Origin of the sequence: Streptomyces sp. V4I2, assembly GCF_030817655.1 — a bacterium.
GTDB lineage: Bacteria > Actinomycetota > Actinomycetes > Streptomycetales > Streptomycetaceae > Streptomyces > Streptomyces plumbiresistens.
Genome location: NZ_JAUSZM010000003.1, coordinates 9,401,311 through 9,419,721, shown reverse-complemented (window position 1 = coordinate 9,419,721; position 18,411 = coordinate 9,401,311). Strand labels below are relative to the sequence as shown.

Below are 18,411 nucleotides of genomic sequence, written 5' to 3'. Positions count from 1 at the left end.
CCACGGGGGCGGGCCATGATGGGCACGTCCGTGTTCCCTCACGTCAGGACCCCCTCGCATGCGCCGACTCCTCGACAACCCCCAGCGCCCCTACTGGACGACGGTTCTCGAGGACACGACCCCGCATGCACACCCTGAACATCGGAATTCTGGCCCACGTCGACGCCGGTAAGACCAGCCTGACCGAGCGGCTGCTGTTCGACCACGGCGTGATCGAGCGGCTCGGCAGCGTGGACGCCGGCGACACCCGCACGGACGACGGGACGATCGAGCGGCAGCGCGGCATCACCATCCGCTCCGCCGTCGCCGCCTTCACCGTCAGCGACACGCAGGTGAACCTCATCGACACCCCCGGGCACTCGGACTTCATCGCCGAGGTGGAGCGGGCCCTGGAGGTCCTCGACGGCGCGGTGCTGCTGCTGTCCGCCGTGGAGGGCGTGCAGGCGCAGACCCGGGTGCTGATGCGGACCCTGCGGCGGCTGCGGCTGCCCACGCTGGTCTTCGTCAACAAGATCGACCGGGCGGGCGCCCGCTCCGACGCCCTGCTCGCCGACATCCGGCGCCGGCTGACCCCGTACATCGCGCCGCTCACCGACGTGACGGGCCTCGGCACGGCCCAGGCCCGTGCGGTACCCCTCCCGGCCGACCGGCGGCTGGCCGAGGCCCTCGCCGAGGTCGACCCGGGCGTCCTGGCCGCGGTGGTGGACGGCCCGGAACCGACGCCGGACGACCTGCGCGAGGCCCTGGCCGCGCGCACCGCCGACGGCTCCTTCCACCCCGTGTTCTTCGGCTCGGCCCTCGGCGGCCAGGGCGTCGCCGAACTGGTCGAGGGCATGACCCGGCTGATCCCGCCGGCCCCCACGCCACGGGACCGCGCACCGCGCGGCACGGTCTTCGCCGTACGGCCCGGTCCCGGCGGCGAGCGGACGGCGTACCTGCGTCTCCACGACGGTGAGGTGACCCGGCACCAGCGCCTCACGTTCCTGCGGCGCGAGGCGGACGGCCGCACCACCGAGGTCCCCGGCCGGGTGACGCGCCTGGATGTCGTCGGCGGGTCGGAGCGGCTCACCGCCGGGAACATCGCGGCCCTCACCGGTGTCGCCGGCATCCGGGTGGGCGACCGCCTCGGCGATCCCCGAGGCGACCGCGCCCCGCAGTTCGCGCCGCCGACACTGGAGACCCTCGTCAGGTCCCGCCGCCCCGAACACGCGGCCCCCCTCCGCAAGGCCCTGCTCGCCCTCGCCGACCAGGACCCCCTGATCCACGCCCGCCCCGCGGCCTTGGGCGCCACGGCACTGCTCCTCTACGGCGAGGTCCAGATGGAGGTCCTCGCGGCGACGCTCGCCGAGGACTTCGGTATCGAGGCCGACTTCGAGCCGGGCCGGGTCCGGTTCCTGGAGCGGCCGGCCGGCGTCGGCGAGGCCACGGAGGAACTGCCGTGGCACGACCGCACCCGCTACTGGGCGACGATCGGGCTGCGCGTGGCGCCGGGGCCGCGCGGCTCGGGCGGGGTGTTCACCTACGAGACGGAACTCGGCGCGCTCCCCCGCGCCTTCCACCAGGCCGTCGAGGAGACGGTCCACGCGGCCATGGCCACCGGCCTGTCCGGGGCACCCGTCACGGACTACCGGGTCACGCTGACCCGGTCCGGTTTCTGCGCGCCGGTCAGCACCGCCGCCGACTTCCGCGGACTCACACCGATCGTGCTGCGCCGGGCGCTCGAGCAGGCGGGGACCCGGCTGTACGAGCCGTACCACGCCTTCGAGGCGGAGGTCCCCCTGGACGCGCTGGCGCCGGTCGCGGCGCAACTGGCATCTGTCGGAACGGAGTTCACGGGGACCACGGGCGGGTCCACGGCCTGGCTGATCACCGGGGAGCTGCCGGCCCGGCGAGTGCGCGAAATCGAGCTGCGGCTGCCCGGGCTGACACACGGCGAGGGGGTGTGGTGGTCACGGCGGTGGGGCGACCGTGAACTGAAGCCGCATTAGGCACCAGTGCGCCCTCCGTGCCTCCGTCAGCGGTCTCAATCGGCCAACAAGACGGTCTGCCAAGGGTTTTGAGGGGCATTCGCACAGTAGGAAGGAGGGCCGTCGCCATGACTGCTCCCATCAGGCGCGTGTCCACACGCATGCCGGGCTGGGCGAAGGTGGTGAGCGCCGTAGTGCTGGTGCTCGTCGTGTTCTTCGCAGGGATCCGGCTGAGCGTGCTGCCAGGTCTCAAGGACCTGTTCGGCACGGAGACGCACGACCGTTCGGGCCCCGCACTCCTCGAGTCCATCCAGGACATCAGCCGTTACGACGCCGCCTCCGGCAACTTCCAGATCGTCGTCGACCTGGAGAAGGACACCAAGTACCTGCCCGACGCGATCCGCGGCTCCCGCACCCTGTACGTCGGGGCGGGCACCGTCGACGCCTATGTCGACCTCGGCAAGGTCGGCAAGAACGACGTGACGGTCAACGACGACCGTACGTCCGCCACCCTCCAGCTGCCGCACGCACAACTCGGCAAGGCGGCCCTCGACGCCGACCGCTCCTACGCCGTCTCCAAGCAGCGCGGTCTCCTCGACCGACTCGGCGACCTCTTCTCCGACAACCCCAACAGCGAACAGGCCGTGCAGAAACTCGCCGTACGGCACATCAGCCAGGCGGCGAAGGACAGCGAGCTGACCAAGCGCGCCGAAACGAACACCACGACCATGCTGAAGGGCCTGCTGGGTTCCCTCGGCTTCAAGAAGGTGGAGGTCAGCTACGGCACCTGATCAGGCGCCGAGGATCCCCGGCAGGGCGAGAGCGCCGAGCGCGGTGGCGCCGACCAGCACCCGGGCCACGTAGTCGCCGACGTGCCCGGACTGCGGGCGCCTGAGCGGCAGCGCCCAGTCCGGTGCGCCGAACGGCCACGGCCGGGTGACGGCCGTGGCCAGGCCCAGCAGGATGCCGGAAGGATCTGTGCCACGACCCGGCGTTGCAGCGGACCGGTCGGTACGCCCCGCGGTGCGGCTCCCAGGCCCGCGCCGAGCGTGACGGCCGCCGTGCGCGTCCAGCCGTTCACCGGCCGGTCGCCGCCCGCCGAGCTCCAGCGGGTCGACCGCGCCGTCGCACGCCGGGATACAAACACCGGCCGAAGGGCGGGCGGCGGCGGTGGCCGGGGTCTCAGCCGGAGTGCCCCGGCCGCTCGAAGGAAAACGGCGGGCGGACCGGCCCGAGGCTGCTCGGCGGCATTCTCGGCCGGTTCGCGGGTAATCGCCTTACGACGCAGGGAAGTTGAAGACTGGAGGACCGCATGGCCCGTACAGCCTCACGTCCACGTATCGCTTTACGCCTGCGTACCACCAAGTCCGGCAAGGACAGCAAGGACACGAAGCCGGAGAAGGCAGCCAAGCCCGCCAAGTCCGTCAAGGCGGCCAAGGCCAAGACCGCCAAGACCGGCAAGGGCGCCAAGGCCGAGCGCGCGTCGGCCCGGCGCGAGCGGCATTCCGTGCCCTTTCCCCTCCGCCTGCTGGCGATGCTGTGCGCCTTCGCGGTGATGGTGGCGTTCGCCGTCGTGCTGGCCCGGCTGACCCTGGAACCCTCCCCCGCCTCGGAGGCACTGACACACACCAACATGCGGCCGGGGCGCTCCCTGCGCGCCTATCTGGACCAGCCCGCGCTGCGGGACGCCGTCAAGCAGATCGGGGGGAACCTGCTGCTGGGCGTCCCGTTCGGCGTCCTGGTCCCCGTCGTCGCCCCGCGGACCCGCGGGATGCTGCGGGTGCTCCTGCTGACGGCGACCGTGATGCTCCTGGTGGAGTGCGCCCAGGGCGCGCTGGTCAACGGCCGGGCCTTCGACATCGACGACGTCATCCTCAACACGACCGGTGCCCTGGTGGGCTACCTCCTGCTGGGTCGGCGGCTGAGCCGGGCCGTGCACAGCTGAGGCCGAGAGGGGGTGGGTGGCGGAGGCCTGGCCCCGTCACCCGCTCTCCCAACTCCTGGTACGCACCAGGTATTGACGCGGCGCCCCGGACGCCGCGCCACCCGTCAGTGCCGGGTCCAGGTGAACTTGTCGCCGCCCACCCAGCGGACCACCTCCGGGTCGTCCAGGTCGTGGACGGTGATGCCGAACGCGGCGGCGGCCTCCAGGACGTCGGTGACGGCCCTCGCCTCACCGACCACCTGGCCGTCGATCTCCACAATCCGGAAGGGCGGCGTGGTCGGCTGGACCCCGAGCACCAGGATCCGCGGATGAGCGATGTGAGGTGTCGCGCTTTCGGTCATGTATCGAGCGTAGAACGCAACCCGCGGAAGGGCTGCGTTCGTGTCACCCGCCCAGCAGGTCGAGCACTGCCGCCTCGACCGCTCCTTGGGTGGCCGGCCGACCGAAGTTCCTGTGTTCGCCCAGCCGGGTGAGCACGGGCGCGATCGTCCTCCCCTCCTCGAACAGCTCGAAGACCCGCGGGTCGATGTAGGAGGCCCGGCACACCGCGGGGGTGTTGCCCAGGTAGTGGCTGACCTCGCGCACCGCCCGGCTCGTCTGCCGCCGCCGGGCCGCCGGGGTGGCGCGGGCGGCCTCGGCGGTGACGGAGAGCGCGACGGCGGCCAGGACGGTGGCGTGCCAGGTGCGGAAGTCCTTGGCCGTGATGTCGGTGCCGGCCAGCCGGCGCAGCGCCTCGTTCAGGTCCCCGCCGTGCAGCTCGCGCCAGGCGCCACGCTCCCAGTACACGAGCAGCCGGTCCCCGCCGCGCGGCCGCCGCAACGGCGCTCGTACGACGGCCAGGGCCTGGTCGTCCACGAGCGCCCGGACGATGTCGGTGCCGCCTTTGGCCGGATAGCTGAAGGTGATCTCGTCGCGGCGGCAGGTGACGTGCTCGCGCAGCATCGTGGTCAGGCCGTAGGTCTCGCTGTAGCGGGTGTGCCGGTCGCTGCCGATCCGGAAGAAGCCGAGGTCGAGCAGGCGCACCGCGCAGGCCGTGACCCGCTCACGGCTCAGCCCGCGCCCGCCGAGGTCGGCGGCGACCCGCTCCCGCAGCTGTGGCAAGGCGCGGGCGACCTCGCGGACGTGTTCGTGCTTGGCCTGATCCTGCTGGGCGCGGAACCGCTCGTGGTACAGGTACTGGCGGCGTCCGGCGGCGTCGGTGCCGACCGCCTGGAGATGCCCGTTGGGCCAGGGGCAGATCCACACGTCTCACCAGGCGGGCGGGATGGTCAGGGCGCGGATCCGGGCGAGCTGCTCGGGGTCGGTGAGCGGCTCGCCGGTCGTGTCCCGGTAGCGGAAGCCGCGGCCGCAGCGATGGGGGTCCCCCCGCTCGAGCGAAGCCGCGAGTGGGGGAGGGTGAAGCCGGGTCGGTCGCAGGAGCTGGTGCGCAGCCTCACGGGCGCGGCCTCAAGGACGCCGCCAGTCGTCGCTGCCCAGGTGCGAGCCGGCCTGGGGGCCCATGCGGAGCATGCCGCCGTCGACGCTCCAGGAGGCGCCGGTGACGTACGAGGCGTCGGGGCCGGCGAGGAAGGCGATCACCGCCGCGACTTCACGAGCGTCGCCTGGTCGGCCGAGCGGGACGCCGGGGCGTTCCTCGGTATGCGGGTCGGTGTCCTCCTGGCCGGTCATGGGGGTGGCGATCTCGCCGGGTGCCACCGCGTTGACGGTGATGCCGTACTCGGCGAGTTCCAGGGCCATCACCTGGGTGAGCAGGCCCAGGCCGCCCTTGGCCGCGCAGTAGGGGGCGGCGCCGACCCGCGGCTGGTGTTCGTGGACGGAGGTCACGTTGACGATCCGGCCTCCGCCGCCCTGCTGGATCATGTGCCGGGCCGCCTTCTGACCGCACAGCAACGGGCCGACCAGGTCGACGTCGATGACCTCGCGGACGTCGTCGAGCTCCAGGTCGAGGAACGGCGTCATGGTGCCCGTACCGGCGTTGTTGACCAGGACGTCGAGGCGGCCGAGCCGGTCGCACAGCTCGTCGACGGTGCCGGCGGCGGTGGGCAGCCGGGTGAGGTCCATCTGGGTCACGGCAGCCCGCTGCCCGTGGGCGCGGACCTCCTCGGCGGTCTCCTCGGCGCCCTTGAGGTCGCTGTGCCAGGTGATGCCGATGTCCATCCCCGCCCGGGCCAGGCGGACGGCGGTGGCCTTGCCGATGCCGGAGTCGGCACCGGTGATCACGGCCACCTTGCTGCGGGGTGCGGTGGGGGCGGACATGACAGGCCTCCTCGTGGACGCGGGCGAGGGCGATGCGGCATCGCAGTACCCGGACACGTACCGGGCAAACCGCCCGCAGGTCGGACGGCCGCGGCCTTCGGTGTGCGGCCCGCCTCGCCCTGGGGAACTCTGGAGGAGCCGATGGCGGATCTGATGCAGGAGGTGGCGATGGATCCCGTGGCGGCCCTGGAGCGGATCGGCTTCCTGCTGGAGCGGGGCCGGGCCCCGACGTACCGGGTGCGCGCCTTCCGCACCGCGGCCCGGGTACTGGCCGCGCTGCCCGAGGGCGAGATGCGCGAGCGGGCGGACGCGGGGACGCTGGAGACCGTCAAGGGCGTCGGCCCCAGGACGGCACAGGTGGTGCGCGAGGCGCTGGACGGCCGGCTGCCCGGCTACCTGGAGCAGCTGGAGAGCGAGGCCGCGGCGCCGCTGGCCATGGGCGGCGAACGACTGCGGGCGCTGCTGCGCGGGGACTGTCATCTGCATTCCGACTGGTCGGACGGCGGCAGCCCGATCGAGGAGATGGGCCGGGCGGCGGCCGAACTGGGCCACGAGTGGGCGGTGCTCACCGACCACTCGCCGCGGCTGACCGTGGCGCGCGGACTGTCGCCCGAGCGACTGCGCGAGCAGTTGGAGGTGGTCGCGGAACTCAACGAGACCTGGGCGCCGTTCCGCCTCCTCACCGGCATCGAGTGCGACATCCTCGACGACGGCTCGCTCGACCAGGAACCGGAGCTGCTGGAGCGGCTCGACGTCGTGGTGGTGTCCGTGCACTCCAAGCTGCGGATGGACGCCCGCTCGATGACCCGCCGCATGGTGGCCGCCGTACGCGATCCGCACGCCGACATCCTCGGGCACTGCACGGGACGGCTGGTGACGGGGCGGGGGCGGCCCGAGTCGGAGTTCGACGCGGACGAGGTGTTCGCCGCGTGTGCCGAGGCCGGTACGGCCGTGGAGATCAACAGCCGGCCCGAACGCCTCGACCCGCCGCGGCGGCTGCTCGGCCGGGCCTTGGAGGCGGGGGTGCTGTTCTCGGTCGACACCGACGCGCACGCGCCCGGCCAGCTGGACTGGCAGATCCACGGATGTGCGCGCGCCGAGGAGTGCGGCGTGCCCCCTGAACGGGTCGTCACCACCTGGTCCGTGGCGGAGCTGCTGGCGTGGAGCCGGCAGGGACGGGTGCCGGACCGAGTGGCGAGCACCTGAGGTGGTACTCGTGCGCTCCTCGTGCGCGCGAACACAAGAAGGAAGGACAGGCGGATGGAACGGGCGGCCGTGTTCGACGTCGACGGGACCCTCGTCGACACCAATCACCTCCATGTGACGACCTGGTGGGAGGCCTTCCGGCAGGCGGGCCACCGGGTGCCGATGCACGCCGTCCACCGGGCCGTGGGCCTCGGCTCCACCGACCTCGTCGCCCATCTGCTCGGCGACGACCGGGACAAGGACCAGGACGCGCAGCTGAGCGCCGCCCACAAGGCCCTGTACGGCCAGTACTTCGACCGGCTGCCCGCCCTCCAGGACGCCGGGCGCCTGCTGCGGCGCCTGGATCAGCGCGGCTGGCGGGTGGTGCTGGCGACGTCCGCGAGCGGCGCGGAACTCGACGCCCTGCGGCGGGCGATCGACGCGGACGACGCGATCGCCGCCACCGCGAGCGCCGACGACGTCGAGGAGGGCAAGCCCGCCCCCGAACCCGTCCAGCACGCCCTGGACCTGGCCGACGTACCCGCCGAGCGGGCCGTGTTCGTCGGTGACACGGTCTGGGACATGCGCGCGGGCTCCCGGGCCGGGGTGCGCTGCGTCGGCGTCCTGTGCGGCGGCATTCCACGCGCGGACCTGGAGGAGGCGGGCGCCGCGGCGATCTACGCCGATCCGGCCGACCTGCTGGCGTCGTTGGCCGAGAGTCCCCTGGGCTGAGCTGCCCGGATGTGAGGGGCCGCGCCGCGGGGATACCCACCCGGCATGATCCGTGTGAGAGATGGGGTACGCGTGCGCTCCGCCCGCCCGGCCGACGCCCTGCGGCGGGAGGCGCACGTCGTGAGCGGGGCCGTCCTGGCGGCCTGGCGCGGCCCCGGACGGGAACGCGACCTGGTCGTGCAGTCGCTGAAGGCCGCCGCTGCGGCGCTGCTCGCCTGGTACGTGGCGAGCGACTGGCTGAGCGACCCGATGGCATTGATGGCGCCGTGGGTGGCCCTGGTGCTGGTGCAGGCCACGGTCTACAGCTCGCTCAGGCAGGCCGCGCAGCAGTTCACGGCGATCTGTGCCGGGACGCTGCTGGCATCGGCGGCACAGTGGCTCACCGGCGACACACTGGGCGCGCTGGCACTGTCCGTACCCGTGCTGATGCTGCTCTCGAACTGGTCCCGCTTCGGCGACCAGGGCATCTACGGGGCGACCACCGCGGTGTTCACCCTCGCCACCGGCACGGTCACCGCGTCGGCGGTCGGTCACCGGGTGGGGCAGGCGGCCCTGGGCGCGGTCATCGGGGTCGCCGTCAACGCGCTCGTGCTGCCGCCGATCCATCTGCGGGACGTACGGGAGAACCTGGCGGCGCTCGCCGAGGAGACCGGCGACCTGCTGCACACCGTCGCCGCCGATCTGCGGGAGACCGAGTGGGACACGCAGTCCGCCGCCGACTGGTCGAGTGGCGCCGCACGACTGGAGCGGCGGCTGGACGCGCTGCGGTCGGCCCGCGGCTGGAGCCAGGAGAGCCTGCGCTTCACCTACGGCCCGGTCCGGGCCCTCCACCGGGTCCCGCCGAGTGTCCCGCCCCCCGAGGAGGACGAGCGCTGGAGCCGTATCACCGGGCACATCGGAGCACTGACCCGGGCGCTGGCGGTGGCGGCCGACGGCGACCGGACGCCCGCCCCGCCCGACGGCTCCGTCCTGCGCTCGTACGCCCGTCTCCTGGAGCTCATCGGGGACGCGTGCCACGCGGAGCGGGACCGTCTGGTGGGCACCGGCGAGCAAGCACGTTCGGCCGACGAGAACGAGGAGGCGATGTGGGAGCTGCACGAGCGGCTGCGCAAAGGGCTGCACGAGCACGCCGAGCAGGACCTCACTCGTACGGTCGTCCTGGGCACCCTGCTGCTGCAGGCGGAGAACCTCTGGAACGAGGCCGTTCCGGGCGCCGGGCGCTCGTGACACGGATCACCCCGCCACGCGGGGAACGACGGAACATCCACGGGTGGTTGCCCGTTGAACAGACCGTGGGTGTGGATGGGACAGTGTCCCCGGGCCTCACCTTTTGCCCACAGGGACGATCGTTCGGCTGAAGCCCTGTGGAGCCTTTCGCCGAGAGGCGACCGCCATCCGCACCCACACCTGAGCCAGCCCCGACCGTGATTCCCCCGTCCGGTCGGGGCTTCCCCATTTCCTCAGCGGGTCCGCCGACCGGGCTTGACTTCGAGAGCACTCCAATTCGTAGCGTTCCGGGCATGAGCACTGCCAGCACCGCACAGCACAAGATCGGCTCGGGCTTCGGCGCCCACAGCACCGCCGACGACGTCCTGGCCGGTATCGATCTCACCGGACAGCTCGCCCTCGTCACCGGCGGCTACTCCGGCCTCGGCCTGGAGACCACGCGGGCACTCACGAAGGCCGGCGCCCGGGTCGTGGTCCCCGCCCGGCGCCCCGCCGCCGCCCGGGAGGCCCTGGCCGGCCTCGACGGCGTCGAGGTGGACGAACTGGACCTGGGCGACCTGGAGAGCGTGCGCGCCTTCGCGGAACGGTTCCTCGCCTCGGGCCGCACCCTCGACTTCGTCATCGGCAACGCCGGGATCATGGCCTGCCCCGAGACCCGGACCGGGCCGGGCTGGGAGGCGCAGTTCGCCACGAACCACCTGGGCCACTTCGCCCTCGTCAACCGCCTGTGGCCGGCCATCGAGCCGGGCGGCGCCCGGGTGGTCTCCGTGTCCTCGCGGGGCCATCACTTCTCCGGCGTCCGCTGGGAGGACATCGACTGGCGGCGCGGCTACGACAAGTGGCAGGCGTACGGCCAGGCGAAGACGGCGAACGTCCTGTTCGCCGTCCACCTCGACCGGCTCGCCCGGGACCGCGGTGTCCGCGCCTTCTCCCTGCACCCCGGCGGCATCCTCACTCCCCTCCAGCGGCATCTGCCGAGGGCGGAGATGGTCGCGAACGGCTGGATCGACGAGGCCGGCCACCCCGTCCCGCAGCAGGGCATGAAGACCCCGCAGCAGGGCGCCGCCACCCAGGTCTGGGCCGCGACCTCGCCCCAGCTGTCCGGCCTGGGCGGCGTCTACCTGGAAGACTGCGACATCGCCGAACCGGCCCCCGCCGACGGCGAACGCACCGGCGTCAAGGACTACGCCGTCGACCCGAACCAGGCGGCCCGCCTGTGGGAGCTGTCGGCGCGGCGCACGGGCGTCGACGCCTTCGCCGACCAGGGCTAGCTAGTGTGACGCGCCGAGTTCCCGGGGCCCGTAGAGCGCGGCCGGAGCGCCGGTCGCCAGGGCCCAGTAGCGGTCCCCGTACGACCAGTGCCACCACTCGGTCGGGTAGTTGACGAGCCCGGCCGCGCTCAGGGCCCCGCCGAGCACGGCGCGGTTGGCCCTGGCCTCGTCGGTGATGCCGTCGGCCGCGGTGTAGCAGGCGCCCGCGCTCTCTTCGGGGCTGGCGTTCATGGGGGTGCCGAGGTCGAGTTCACGGCCGCGGGTGTCGGCGAGCGTCAGGTCGACGGCCGCGCCCGCGGTGTGCGGGGCGATCTCCGGCGGAGAAACGTAGCGGCTGGCCGCCATGGGGGTCCCCCCGCTCGAGCGGAGCCGAGAGTGGGGGAGGATTCGGTCGGCGGGCCAGTCCGGGTGGTCGGCTCGCAGTTCGTCCGCGTACTGCTCGAAGTAGGACCGCTGGAGGGCCGGTGGCCGGTATCCCTCGACGAAGAGCAGGCGCAGGTCCTCGGGCAGCAGGGTCTGCGCCCGCAGGAGCCGGTCGAGGACGCCGCGCCGCAGGTGGACCTCGGCGCCCCGGGAGTCCTGGTGCTTGCGGTCGTCGACGAGCAGGGACCCCCTCACGTCCACGAGAGCGTCACCGCACTCGTCGACCGGAACGGCGGCGACCCTGAGGTCGGACATCAGGATGATCTCGCTCATGACGTGATCCTCTCCCGTCCGGAATCCGGGCCGTGCGCCGCGTGCATCACCGGTGGCCGGGTACTCGGGCAGCCCCGTCGGACCCGCGGTCGAGAGGAGCCGAAGGTGAGCAGTGCAACGGGCAGCAGGATCGTGGTCACAGGAGCCACCGGGAACGTGGGCACCAGCCTGGTGCGCCTTCTCTCCGAGGACTCGAAGGTCGGGTCGGTGCGGGGGCTGGCCCGCCGGCTCCCCGACTGGGAGCTCTCGAAGACGGAGTGGTCGGCGGTCGACCTGGCGTCCGACCAGTCCGATCTGGTCAGGGAATTCGAGGGCGCCCACGCGGTGGTCCATCTCGCGTGGGCGTTCCAGCCGACGCACGACCCGGCGGCGACCTGGCGCACCAACGTGCTCGGCTCCATGAGGGTGTTCGACGCGGTGGCCACGGCGGCCGTGCCGACCCTGGTGCACGCGTCGTCCGTCGGCGCGTACTCGCCGGGGCCGAAGGATCACACGGTGGACGAGAGCTGGCCGACGCACGGCTGGCCGGACGCCGCGTACTGCCGGGAGAAGGCGTATCTGGAGCGTGCCCTGGACACGTTCGAGCGGGACCACCCCGACGTGCGGGTGGTGCGGATGCGGCCCGCCTTCCTGTTCAAGCGGGAGTCGGCGAGCGAGCAGCGCCGCATCTTCGGCGGCCGCTTCCTGCCGGGCCCGCTGGCGCGGCCCGACGTGCTGCCCTTCCTCCCGGACATCCCGGGCCTGCGCGTCCAGGCGCTGCACACCGATGACGCGGCCCAGGCGTACCACCTCGCCCTGCGCACCAATGTCAACGGCGCCTTCAACCTGGCGGGCGAACCGCCCGTCGACGCCGAGCTGCTGGGCGAGATGCTCGGCGCCCGCCCCGTACGGCTGCCGCGCACCGCGGCCCGCTCGGCGATCGCCGCCGCCTGGGGCCTGCACCTGCTGCCTGCCTCCCCGCACCTCTTCGACGCGGTCCTCAGGCTCCCCCTGATGGACTGCACGCGCGCTCACACTGAACTCGGCTGGCACCCGGAGCACACGGCCCCGGAGGTGCTGGAGGAGTTCCTGCTGGGCCTGCAGCAGGGGGCGGGGGCAAAGACAGAACCCTTGCAGGGCCGGAAGGTCGGCTGAGCTGAGCTGAGGGGCCCACCCCCGGGTCAGGCCGATCGGTTCGGTCAGGCGGTTCGGTCAGGCGGAGGATTCGTCCGGTACCGGGTGCTCCGGGTGCACCGCGCCCGATTGCGGCGCGCCCCGCCTGCCGGTGCCCGACTCGTCCGTGTCGGGGACGTCGGCGGCGGGCTCGTCGGTCTCCTCGGTCTCGTCGGTCTCCTTGGCCTCATCGGCTTCGTCAGGCCTCCCGGCGGACTCCGCGGCCTCGTTGGTGTCGACGGTGTCCCCCTGCCCGCCACCGGCGCCGACCTCCCAGGGGTCCTCGCCGTCGTGGGCCTGCTGGTCCGGCAGGTCCCGGGGTACGGGCACCCCGTTCTCACCGGGTCCTTCGTCGCGGTGCGCGGCCACGGCGTACTCCCTTCGCCTGGTTCGGGCGCCACGCGAGTACCTCCGCCGTGACCAGCGAAACGTCAGTGCGGCGCCCGTTCCTCCAGGGCCGTGCGCCAGACCGGCGTACGGCGGGCAGGAACCGCGCCCGGCCGGAGCCCGGCCCGGCCGCCGCCCGTCAGAACCGTTCGAACCGGAACGCGGCCAGGGCTTCGCCCAGGTCCTCGCCGAGCACCTCGGCCGCGACCAGGTCGCCGGCGTGCACGCTCAGGGTGGCACCGCTGTGCGAGACGGCGAAATGGAAGTTGGGCAGCTCGACCGCGCGCCCCAGGACCGGCAGGCCGTCACCGGGGATGGGCCGTTCACCTACCCGCACGCCTTCCACGGCCGCGGCTCGGATCCCTGGGTACAGCGCACTGGCCGCTTCGAGCACGCCGGTCACCGCTGATCGCTCGACGCCGACCTCACCGGTGGCGGTCACGTACGCCGCACCATCGGTCTCAGGAGAGTGCAGCAGCAGCCGTCCGGCGCCGTCCGGGCGCAGGTGGACGTGCGGGGCGTGGATGACACGGGACACCGAGACCGCGACCGGCGAGGTGTGGATCAGCACACCGCGGGTGTTGCGCATCGGCAGAACCAGGCCGGCGAACTCGGCGATGCCGGCAGCCTGCGGCCCCGCACAGTTGACGACCGCGTCCGCCGCGAGCTGCCGCCCCGAGGCGAGCCGGACGGCGCGCACCAGACCGGCGGCCGACTCCAGGCCGGTGACGGGGTCGTCGCGTACCAGCTCGGCACCGCGGGAGACGGCGCTGGAGAGCAGGTGGCCGATGAGGCGGGTCGGATCGATCCAGCCCTCGCGCGGGAAGTAGGCGATCCCGTCCGCCGGCAGTGCGGCGGGGTCGAGGTCCGGTTCGAGGCTCAGCGCCTCCGCCCGGCTGAGCCAACGCGCCTCGTATCCGTAGTCCAGGACGCCGGCGACCTTCTTGCGCAGTTCCTCGCGCTCGTCGTCGTCGGCCCACTCCAGGTTGCCGCCCTCGTGGTACCAGTCGCTGAAGGGCACTTCAGCCGCCAGTCGCCGGTGCGCTCGCATGCTCGCGACACTGAGATCGTGGTAGATCCGTGGCTGCTTGCCGCAGGAGTTGGTCCACGAGAACGTCGCACCAGAGGTGCCACTCGCGGGCGCACCGGCGTCCACGACGGTGACGCGGGCACCCCGCCGCGTCAGCGAGGCAGTCACCGCCGCGCCGTAGACGCCCGCGCCGATGACAACCACGTGCTCGACCACGCTGTCCGCCTCCCTCTTGTTGTCGCGGGGTGGGTGGCCGGGTGGTGACGGCACAGTGCGCCCGGTTCGGCGGCGCCCCGGGCAGGGCAGGGTCGGCCATCCCCCGTGGGACACAACGGGTCACCAGCCGAGCACGCGCGATGCGTGCGGTCAACAGTCCCGGGCCACGACCGGATTCCGGCACCCCCGCCGCTCTGCAACACGCGGCGGCCTCACGGCGTGTGCGGCTTCCAGGGCCCGATGGTGACGCGGGCACTGCCGGTCTGCGGGAGGTGTGCGGCTCAGTGCTCGCCCATGGCCAAGGTGCTTTGGACGTGCCTGCCCCGGATGGCCGGCGCACAGCGGGCCTGCCCGCCCTTCTCGTTCAGGGTGATGCTGACGAACGGTTCCTTGCCGAGCGTCACCTTGACCGACTTCTCCCAGGGCAGCCGGACCCCGGTGGCGGTGGCGGCCTTCTCGGAGTTCGTCACCTCCGCGCTGGGGGCGGCCTTCGGAACCGGCCTCTGCCACCGCACTGGCGGAGACGGGCGGTGCGGGTGATGGACGGACCGCTACCGGACTGATCCAGCAATCACCAATCTCCTGGAACTCGACCGGAAAGCCAGTGTTTCGATGGAGACAGGGAAGAAGTAACCCTTCGTCCGGTCGGTGATGTGAGGTATGGCGTGTCGGAAATCAGAAGACGGCAGATTCCTGGTCTGCTGCTGCGCATGGTGCCGGAGACCCGGGTTCTGCTGGAGGCTGCCGCATCAGCGCCCGCGGGGCAGGCCGTGGTCGGCGAAATGGAGTGGTTCGACCTCTACGAATTTCTTTCCGATGTTTTCTTCCGCCGTGTACTGCGGCCGGCTCTCACGGAAGAAGAGCCGAACGAAGACCTGTTGCGCAGGAGCTTCGATTTCACTGAAACGCTCCTCCGGAGCTCGAACGAATCCGTGAGTGGCGCGGCTTACTTCCAAGTCGTGGAACCACTCTTCGGGAGCGAAGAACTATTGGTCGCGGCGATTCCCCTGATGCGGGAAGAAACCCTTCGCCTCACATTGAGCGAATTGGACCCGGGCCGGCTTTCGTCGGCGTCTCGTGACGCACTGGCCAATTTCCTGGACTGACGGCTGGAAGGCCAGGTCATCGACGACGTCAACCTCTTCAACACCAAGCTGCAGGAGTGGGAGGACTACGCTAAACGCGGGCCAGCTCCTCGATCTCCTCCAGCGCCCCGACGAGCTCCGGAGCGACCACCTCCTGAACCCATCGCTCCTTGTCGGCGTCGACCGCTCGCGGAACCGTCTCGGCCAGCATGATCAGGTAGAGGTAGGCGCGGTACAGGGCGAGGCGGAGTCGCGCCGGGGCGTCGAACTCAAGCCGCCCGCCGGCTTCCCGGTAGCCCGCGAGGAACGCCTCGTCCTTCTTGATGTCGCCCAGCAGCGCCAGGGAGACGAAGTCGGCGAGAGGGTCGCCCCAGAACATGCGCTCGCCGTCGATGAGCCCGCCGATGCGCGGCTGTTCCCCCACCGGGCGTTCCAGGAGGATGTTCCCGTCCCAGAGGTCGAAGTGGACCAGGCAGGGGGTGGTGACCTCGTCGAGCGCGGGGAGGGCGGCCTGTATGGTCCGGGCCACCTCGTCGGCGGGGCGGGGCAGTCGGGCCCGGTAGCGGCGGGCGTCGTCCAGGACCGCCTCGATCATGGCGCCGAAGGCGGTCCGCCAGTCGGGGACGAGCGGTCCGAGGGCGCCCGACGGATAGCCGAAGCCCGGCCCGGTCACGCGGTGCAGACGAGCCACCTGGCGGCCCAACTCCGTGCGCAGGGGCGCCCGTTCGAGCTCGGTGAGGGATCCGTTCCAGGGGTCGCCGGGGCAGGCCGTCATCAGCAGCCGCGGTGCGGCGGCGTCGGCGCCGAACGCCACGACGTGCGGCGCCGTTACGCCGGCCTCGGCGGCCGCCCGGTAGAACTCCACCTCGGAGACCAGAAGGCGGCTCTCGTACCGCAGCCCCGGCTCGGTCGGCGCGGGGGCGACCTTCAGCACGTAACGGCTGCCGTCGGCGAGGAGGACTTCCTCGACGGTGTTGTAGGTGCCCCCGGTCAGCGGGCGGACGTGGGTGAGAAGGTCGGCGGGCAGGCCCGCCTCTTCCAGGACCTGCCGGGCCCGCTCCCAGCTCTGCGTCGGATCCCCCACCCGCACCCGCCCCTTTCCCTCCGGTCGGCCGATCGCGTACACGTCCGTCCTCGACGTAACGCCCGGCCTCCACCAGTCCGTTGAGCCACCGTTCGCCGTGTGCTCCCGGTACAGCGTACGGAACGCGTCCGGCGCACACGGTACCCATGGAGCAGCGCGGCCCTCCCCGCGCACTGACCCGACGACCCGGAAATCCGCTGGCCCCTCCCGCAACCGCCTGCCTACCCTGACCGCAACCTAATACCCCTAGGTTTCAGTGTGCGAGCCCCCAGGAGGCCCCCATGAAAGCACTCTCCGAGCACGACATCCGCAGCTCGTTCGTCAACTGCTCGAAGGGCGAGGCCAAACGCCTGGCCGTCCCCCGTGACCTCGACCAACGCCCGTGGGACGACCTGGACTTCCTGGGCTGGCGCGATCCCGGAGCGCCCGACCGCAGCTATCTCGTCACCGAGCGGGAGGGCCGGACGGCGGGCGTCACCCTGCGTTTCCCGTCCTCTCAGCGCGGCTTCCTGCACCGCAGCATGTGTTCGCTGTGCCTGACCACCCACCCGGGCGGCGGCGTCTCCCTGATGACCGCCCGAAAGGCGGGCACGGCGGGCCGCGAAGGCAACTCGGTGGGTATCTACATGTGCACCGACCTGGCCTGTTCCCTCTACCTGCGCGGCAAGAAGGCCGTGAAATCCGGGTTCCGCTTCGAGGAAAGCCTCAGCCTGGAGCAGCAGATCGCCAGGACGACGGGGAACCTGACGGCGTTCCTCGACAAGCTGTACGTCTGACGTGTAGCGGAATCAGGGAGTACGTTTCCTTGCGGACAGTTACGGTCCTCGATGAGTACCTTCGGTACATCTGTGGAAGGGGACTGCCCAAGGATGCGAGACGTACGTGAGTGGACGGCGTCCCTGGTGCGCTTTGTGAAGCGGCACCGGGACCCGGTCGTCGTACAGGCGCTGCGGTCGTCGGCCGCGGCGACGATCGCGTATGTCATCGCGCTGCGCTTCAGCCCCGAGGCGGCTCCGCTCACCGCGCCGCTGACCGCGCTGCTGGTCGTCCAGGTCACCCTCTACTCCACGCTCACCACCGGAATCCGCCGGGTGAACTCCGTGGTGGCGGGGGTCCTCGTCGCCATCGCCTTCAGTCTGCTGGTGGGTCTGACCTGGTGGAGCCTCGGGCTGCTGATCATGGCCGCGCTGGCCGTCGGGCACCTGGTCCGGGTCGACGAGTTCGTGCCCGAGGTGGCGATCAGCGCAATGCTGGTGCTCGGGGTCACAACCGTCGGGGACACCGCCTGGGCGCGGGTGCTGGAGACGCTGATCGGCGCGGTCGTCGGCCTCGGCTGCAATCTGCTGTTCGCCCCTCCGGTGTGGGTGGGCGAGGCCGGGGAGTCGATCGAGGGGCTGGCCCGCCGGCTGCGGCAGTTGATGCTGAGCATGGGTGAGGAAGCGGCGGGCCGGACGCCCGTCGAGCATGCGACGGCCCGGCTGCACGAGGCACGGCGGCTCGACCACGACATCGTCGAGGTGGACGCGGCCCTCAGGCAGGCCGAGGACAGCCTGCGGTTCAATCCCCGCGTGAAGGAGGGCCTGCTGTACCGGGTGGTACTGCGCACCGGCCTGGACACGCTGGAGATCTGCACGGTCGTGCTGCGCGTGCTCGCGCGCACCTTCACCGATCTCGCCAAGGAGCGCGAGTCCGAGCCTCTGCCACGCTCCTTCGCGTCGGAGACGGGCGCCACCGTGGAGCGGCTGCTGTCGGAGATCGCGGATGCCGTGGTCAGCTTCGCGGTCCTGGTCACCACCCCGGTGAGCCTGAACGCCGATGCGGCGGAGTCCCGGCTGACCGCCGAGTTGCGACAGGCCGCGGCCACCCGCGACAAGCTGGCCCAGCTGCTGCTGGAAGAGGTCCAGCGCGACGCCCGTCAGTGGCAACTGCTCGGTGCCGTCCTCACCGAGGTGAACCGGATCCTGGACGAGCTCGACACCGAGCACCGCTCGCGCCGCCTCCTGGAGGAACTGGACCGCGTCTCCCGCGAGCAGCGCGAACGCATGCCCCGGCTCACCCGGCTGCGGGAGAACCTGCGCGTGCCCGCGCAGCTGCGCCGGAACCGCGCGACCGCCGAGAGACGTTCAAGGTGACGAGGTCACCTTGAGGCGGCACGCCTTGGGGGGCCGGGACGAAGGG

At 72.1% G+C, this 18,411-nt stretch carries 18 protein-coding genes and 1 pseudogene; 11 read left to right on the top strand and 8 right to left on the bottom strand.

Annotated elements, in window-relative coordinates:
- Positions 1-125 precede the first annotated feature (125 nt).
- The 3 genes from otr(A) to QFZ76_RS43945 all read left to right on the top strand — a co-directional run bounded on the left by otr(A) (position 126) and on the right by QFZ76_RS43945 (position 3,912).
- Positions 126-1,988, top strand: a complete 1,863-nt coding sequence (gene otr(A), locus QFZ76_RS43955; RefSeq protein ID WP_307678931.1) for a tetracycline resistance ribosomal protection protein Otr(A) — start codon at positions 126-128, stop codon at positions 1,986-1,988.
- A gap of 107 nt (positions 1,989-2,095) precedes the next feature.
- Positions 2,096-2,758 carry a DUF4230 domain-containing protein gene (locus tag QFZ76_RS43950; protein ID WP_307678930.1) on the top strand — a complete coding sequence of 221 codons (663 nt, stop codon included), beginning with the start codon at positions 2,096-2,098 and terminating at the stop codon, positions 2,756-2,758.
- A gap of 521 nt (positions 2,759-3,279) precedes the next feature.
- Positions 3,280-3,912, top strand: coding sequence for a VanZ family protein (locus QFZ76_RS43945; RefSeq protein WP_307678929.1), 633 nt, complete (start codon positions 3,280-3,282; stop codon positions 3,910-3,912).
- Between the two features lie 104 nt (positions 3,913-4,016).
- Here the strand turns inward: QFZ76_RS43945 and QFZ76_RS43940 are convergent, their stop codons facing one another.
- The 3 genes and pseudogenes from QFZ76_RS43940 to QFZ76_RS43930 form a co-directional block, all read right to left on the bottom strand.
- On the bottom strand, positions 4,017-4,253 hold the full coding sequence (locus QFZ76_RS43940) for a hypothetical protein (protein WP_307678928.1): 237 nt from the start codon (positions 4,251-4,253) through the stop codon (positions 4,017-4,019).
- 43 nt (positions 4,254-4,296) lie between these two features.
- Positions 4,297-5,348, bottom strand: a pseudogene (locus QFZ76_RS43935) (DNA topoisomerase IB).
- Positions 5,349-5,358: 10 nt separating this feature from the next.
- The gene (locus QFZ76_RS43930; protein WP_307678927.1) at positions 5,359-6,168 is read right to left on the bottom strand and encodes an SDR family oxidoreductase; all 810 of its coding nucleotides are present in this window, start codon (positions 6,166-6,168) and stop codon (positions 5,359-5,361) included.
- Between the two features lie 168 nt (positions 6,169-6,336).
- On the opposite strand from QFZ76_RS43930, the gene QFZ76_RS43925 reads away from it, so the two are divergent.
- The 4 genes from QFZ76_RS43925 to QFZ76_RS43910 all read left to right on the top strand — a co-directional run bounded on the left by QFZ76_RS43925 (position 6,337) and on the right by QFZ76_RS43910 (position 10,583).
- On the top strand, positions 6,337-7,374 hold the full coding sequence (locus QFZ76_RS43925) for a PHP domain-containing protein (protein WP_307680305.1): 1,038 nt from the start codon (positions 6,337-6,339) through the stop codon (positions 7,372-7,374).
- Positions 7,375-7,428: 54 nt separating this feature from the next.
- A complete protein-coding gene (locus tag QFZ76_RS43920) occupies positions 7,429-8,085 on the top strand; it encodes an HAD family hydrolase (RefSeq protein ID WP_307678926.1) in 657 nt (218 codons plus the stop codon).
- A gap of 45 nt (positions 8,086-8,130) precedes the next feature.
- Positions 8,131-9,312, top strand: a complete 1,182-nt coding sequence (locus QFZ76_RS43915; RefSeq protein WP_307678925.1) for an aromatic acid exporter family protein — start codon at positions 8,131-8,133, stop codon at positions 9,310-9,312.
- A 293-nt stretch (positions 9,313-9,605) separates the two neighbouring features.
- Positions 9,606-10,583: an SDR family NAD(P)-dependent oxidoreductase gene (locus QFZ76_RS43910; protein ID WP_307678924.1), complete on the top strand. Its 978-nt coding sequence runs from the start codon at positions 9,606-9,608 to the stop codon at positions 10,581-10,583.
- Here QFZ76_RS43910 and QFZ76_RS43905 read toward each other — a convergent pair whose 3' ends face one another.
- Entirely contained in the window at positions 10,584-11,279 is a 696-nt protein-coding gene (locus tag QFZ76_RS43905; RefSeq protein WP_307678923.1) for a M15 family metallopeptidase, read from the bottom strand.
- Between the two features lie 105 nt (positions 11,280-11,384).
- Here QFZ76_RS43905 and QFZ76_RS43900 point away from each other — a divergent pair, with 105 nt between their 5' ends.
- Positions 11,385-12,413, top strand: coding sequence for an SDR family oxidoreductase (locus tag QFZ76_RS43900; RefSeq protein WP_307678922.1), 1,029 nt, complete (start codon positions 11,385-11,387; stop codon positions 12,411-12,413).
- A 57-nt stretch (positions 12,414-12,470) separates the two neighbouring features.
- Here the strand turns inward: QFZ76_RS43900 and QFZ76_RS43895 are convergent, their stop codons facing one another.
- The 3 genes from QFZ76_RS43895 to QFZ76_RS43885 form a co-directional block, all read right to left on the bottom strand.
- A complete protein-coding gene (locus QFZ76_RS43895) occupies positions 12,471-12,800 on the bottom strand; it encodes a hypothetical protein (RefSeq protein WP_307678921.1) in 330 nt (109 codons plus the stop codon).
- A 157-nt stretch (positions 12,801-12,957) separates the two neighbouring features.
- Complete coding sequence (locus QFZ76_RS43890; protein ID WP_307678920.1) at positions 12,958-14,064, bottom strand: FAD-binding oxidoreductase; 1,107 nt, start codon at positions 14,062-14,064, stop codon at positions 12,958-12,960.
- A 281-nt stretch (positions 14,065-14,345) separates the two neighbouring features.
- On the bottom strand, positions 14,346-14,534 hold the full coding sequence (locus tag QFZ76_RS43885; protein WP_307678919.1) for a hypothetical protein: 189 nt from the start codon (positions 14,532-14,534) through the stop codon (positions 14,346-14,348).
- A 195-nt stretch (positions 14,535-14,729) separates the two neighbouring features.
- Between QFZ76_RS43885 and QFZ76_RS43880 the strand changes: the two genes are divergently transcribed.
- A complete protein-coding gene (locus QFZ76_RS43880) occupies positions 14,730-15,170 on the top strand; it encodes a hypothetical protein (protein ID WP_307678918.1) in 441 nt (146 codons plus the stop codon).
- A gap of 70 nt (positions 15,171-15,240) precedes the next feature.
- Here QFZ76_RS43880 and QFZ76_RS43875 read toward each other — a convergent pair whose 3' ends face one another.
- Positions 15,241-16,233 carry a phosphotransferase family protein gene (locus QFZ76_RS43875; RefSeq protein ID WP_307678917.1) on the bottom strand — a complete coding sequence of 331 codons (993 nt, stop codon included), beginning with the start codon at positions 16,231-16,233 and terminating at the stop codon, positions 15,241-15,243.
- A gap of 281 nt (positions 16,234-16,514) precedes the next feature.
- On the opposite strand from QFZ76_RS43875, the gene QFZ76_RS43870 reads away from it, so the two are divergent.
- Together QFZ76_RS43870 and QFZ76_RS43865 are read left to right on the top strand one after the other, a co-directional pair.
- Positions 16,515-17,009, top strand: coding sequence for an FBP domain-containing protein (locus QFZ76_RS43870; protein WP_307678915.1), 495 nt, complete (start codon positions 16,515-16,517; stop codon positions 17,007-17,009).
- A gap of 93 nt (positions 17,010-17,102) precedes the next feature.
- Complete coding sequence (locus QFZ76_RS43865) at positions 17,103-18,365, top strand: aromatic acid exporter family protein (RefSeq protein WP_307678914.1); 1,263 nt, start codon at positions 17,103-17,105, stop codon at positions 18,363-18,365.
- Positions 18,366-18,411 lie beyond the last annotated feature (46 nt).

What these genes read in the sequence shown, in the direction of transcription:
- QFZ76_RS43945 (WP_307678929.1), top strand. Translation starts at nt 3,280, where the DNA reads ATGGCCCGTACAGCCTCACGTCCACGTATCGCTTTACGCCTGCGTACC.
- QFZ76_RS43950 (WP_307678930.1), top strand. Translation starts at nt 2,096, where the DNA reads ATGACTGCTCCCATCAGGCGCGTGTCCACACGCATGCCGGGCTGGGCG.
- QFZ76_RS43910 (WP_307678924.1), top strand. Translation starts at nt 9,606, where the DNA reads ATGAGCACTGCCAGCACCGCACAGCACAAGATCGGCTCGGGCTTCGGC.
- QFZ76_RS43920 (WP_307678926.1), top strand. Translation starts at nt 7,429, where the DNA reads ATGGAACGGGCGGCCGTGTTCGACGTCGACGGGACCCTCGTCGACACC.
- QFZ76_RS43865 (WP_307678914.1), top strand. Translation starts at nt 17,103, where the DNA reads ATGCGAGACGTACGTGAGTGGACGGCGTCCCTGGTGCGCTTTGTGAAG.
- QFZ76_RS43940 (WP_307678928.1), bottom strand. Translation starts at nt 4,253, where the DNA reads ATGACCGAAAGCGCGACACCTCACATCGCTCATCCGCGGATCCTGGTG.
- QFZ76_RS43930 (WP_307678927.1), bottom strand. Translation starts at nt 6,168, where the DNA reads ATGTCCGCCCCCACCGCACCCCGCAGCAAGGTGGCCGTGATCACCGGT.
- QFZ76_RS43870 (WP_307678915.1), top strand. Translation starts at nt 16,515, where the DNA reads ATGAAAGCACTCTCCGAGCACGACATCCGCAGCTCGTTCGTCAACTGC.
- QFZ76_RS43925 (WP_307680305.1), top strand. Translation starts at nt 6,337, where the DNA reads ATGGATCCCGTGGCGGCCCTGGAGCGGATCGGCTTCCTGCTGGAGCGG.
- QFZ76_RS43915 (WP_307678925.1), top strand. Translation starts at nt 8,131, where the DNA reads ATGATCCGTGTGAGAGATGGGGTACGCGTGCGCTCCGCCCGCCCGGCC.
- QFZ76_RS43905 (WP_307678923.1), bottom strand. Translation starts at nt 11,279, where the DNA reads ATGAGCGAGATCATCCTGATGTCCGACCTCAGGGTCGCCGCCGTTCCG.